Origin of the sequence: Microbacterium sp. CPCC 204701 (assembly GCF_004010105.1) — a bacterium.
GTDB lineage: Bacteria > Actinomycetota > Actinomycetes > Actinomycetales > Microbacteriaceae > Microbacterium.
Window position 1 is genome coordinate 1 of record NZ_RRYE01000384.1, and the last position, 2,715, is coordinate 2,715.

Consider the following 2,715-nt stretch of genomic DNA (forward strand, 5'->3'; position numbering starts at 1 on the left):
CCGCCCGCCCTTGAGTCTGCTCGCGGGCCGCAACACGCGGATTCCCCCGCGACCTGCCGCGTGTCGCGCCACCCTCGCAAACCGCCGCGAGCACCGCGCGGGTGCTGCCGGGTCGCAACACGCGGCGTCGGTTGCGACCTGCCGCGTGTCGCGACCCCCCAACGAGCCGCCGCGAGCACCGCGCGGCGGCTTCTCCACACCCGGGTGAGGAATGGGGCCATCCACAGATCGACAGTCGACAGGCCACCACCCACCGCCGTAGGACATCGTCAGGGGATGCCTCCTCGGATTTCGCCTCTTCCGTCGCACCTCGGACGCGTCTTCTCGGTCGCCGCCGCGCGCAGTGCGGGCGTGTCGTCCGGACGCCTGCAGGCCGGTGACCTCGAGGCACCGTTCCACGGTGTCAGGCGATTCACCAGCTCACCCGAGTTCGATGACGACCTCTCCATCGACGACATCGCGGGACTGTGCGAGCGAAGCAAGATCCAGGCCTACGCATGCACGATGCAGCCGCACGCGTTCCTCGTGGGGCGCTCGGCAGCGGTGCATCTCGGGTTGTGGGTGGGACCGGGTGCCCCGCTCGAGGTGGGCGTGCTCGCACCGTCGCGAGCGCCGCGGGGTCGAGGCATCCGAGGTGTCAAGGTCGCACCGCATCTTGTGCGCGTTCGGGAGCACGCCGGGGTGCGAACGACGGACGCCCCCTCGACCTGGGCCATGCTCGGGGCTGAGCTCGGCGTGCGGCAGCTCGTCGCGCTCGGCGACCAGATCGTGCGCGTTCCGCGAGACCGAAGCGGCACACTCATCCCGGGCGGGAACATGGCCACGCTCGAGGATCTCGCGCGTGCTGTCTTGGCGGGCAGGCGCCGCGGAATAGCCCGTCTGCGCGAGGCTCTGCCGTTCATCCGGGTGGGCAGCGCCTCGCCGCTCGAAACGGAGTTCCGGCTGGATGCCGCAGCCGCCGGCCTTCCGACGCCCGAGCTCGACGTCGAGATCCGCGACGGCGGCGGCGTTCTTCTGGGAATCACGGAGATCGTGTTCCCGGAGTTTCGGACCGCTGTCGAGATCGAAGGCGACCACCACCGCACCGACCGCAAACAGTGGAACCGCGACATCGAGAAGTATGCCGCATACGTCGCTGAGGGCTGGGAGGTGGTCAGACTCACCTCGGCCCACGTGCTCGGGGCAGATCGACGCGGGGTGGGCATCGTGCGGTCCGTCCTCCAACGCCGAGGATGGCGCCCGTGACCGACGACGCCACGATCCGATGCGGCCCCGAGGCCACGCTCGGGTGGCGCGACACGCGGCATCCTCCACGCCATCCCGCGTGTTCCGCCACCCGGATCCGCCTGCCACGCGGCCCCGAGGAAGGACCGCCACGCTCGGGGGGCGCGACACGCGGCATCCGACCCCGACTCGGCGTGTTGCGACACTTGAATCACCCCGCAGCGCAACACCCGAGGGCGTCGATGAACGGTCAGCACTCGATGACGTTGACGGCGAGGCCGCCCTCGCTCGTCTCCTTGTACTTGTGCGACATGTCGATACCGGTCTGGCGCATGGTCTCGACGACGGTGTCGAGCGAGACGTAGTGGCTGCCGTCGCCGCGCAGGGCGAGGCGCGCAGCGGTGACCGCCGTCGACGCGGCGATCGCATTGCGCTCGATGCACGGGATCTGCACGAGGCCGCCGACGGGGTCGCACGTGAGGCCGAGGTGGTGCTCCATCGCGATCTCGGCGGCGTTCTCGATCTGCCGGTTGGTGCCTCCCATGACCGCGGTCAACCCGCCCGCCGCCATCGCGCACGCCGAGCCGACCTCGGCCTGGCAGCCGCCCTCGGCGCCCGAGATCGAGGCGTTCGCCTTGAACAGCGAGCCCAGCGCGGTCGCAGTGAGGAGGAACCGACGGATGCCTCGGCGGCGGTTCGCCTCAGCCACCTGCTCCTCATCCCAGTTCACCGCCTCGTCGGGTGCGACGGCGTGCCCGTGGTAGCCGAGCAGGGCGCTCCCGACGAGCTCGCCGTAGGGCGTGACGGCGTTGCCGGCGCCGAGCCCGGAGTCGGCGAGGAAGCGCCACCAGTACATCGCGACCGCCGGCACGATGCCCGCGGCGCCATTCGTCGGCGCGGTGACGACGCGCCCGCCGGCAGCGTTCTCCTCGTTGACCGCGAGCGCGAACGCGCCGAGCCACTCACCCGGCAGCTCGCGCCGGCCATCGGCCTCGGCGGCCTCGAGCTGCACGCGGATCGCCGCAGCCCGGCGCCTCACCCCCAGCATTCCGGGCAGGACGCCGTCGGCGTGCAGTCCGGCGTTCACGCAGGCGGCCATCGCGTCCCAGATCGCGTCGAGCCCCTCGGCGATCTGCTCGTCGCTGCGCACGGCCGCCTCGTTGAGTCGCGCGGCCTCGGCGATGGTGAGCCCGCGCTCGTCGCACAGGGAGAGCAGCTCCTCGGCGTTCGCGAACGCGAGCGGGTACGCATGTGTCTGCGCGTGCCCGGTCCCGGAGCGTGTCGAAGGAGCCTCACGGCGGATGAACCCGCCGCCGACGGAGTAGTACGTCTCGCGGGCGAGGAGTCCGGCATCCGTCGTCACCGGCACCGCCGCGGCCGGCGCGAGGGCGACGCCGGTCTCGCGTACGCCCGTGGCGCCGGCGAGTGCGCGCACGGGCCCATCGTCGGGCGAGCTCCAGGCTTCGAGCGTCATCGCGTTGGGGTGACCCG

2 protein-coding genes are annotated in these 2,715 nt (G+C 71.7%); one reads left to right on the forward strand and one right to left on the reverse strand.

Going from position 1 to position 2,715, the window contains the following annotated elements; all coding sequences use genetic code 11:
- The first annotated feature begins 276 nt into the window (after window positions 1–276).
- Window positions 277–1,245, forward strand: coding sequence for a hypothetical protein (locus EIO58_RS15705; protein WP_127820292.1), 969 nt, complete (start codon window positions 277–279; stop codon window positions 1,243–1,245).
- 229 nt (window positions 1,246–1,474) lie between these two features.
- Here EIO58_RS15705 and EIO58_RS19385 read toward each other — a convergent pair.
- The coding region (locus EIO58_RS19385; RefSeq protein ID WP_240658932.1) for an L-serine ammonia-lyase, iron-sulfur-dependent, subunit alpha at window positions 1,475–2,715 on the reverse strand (1,241 nt) is incomplete at its 5' end.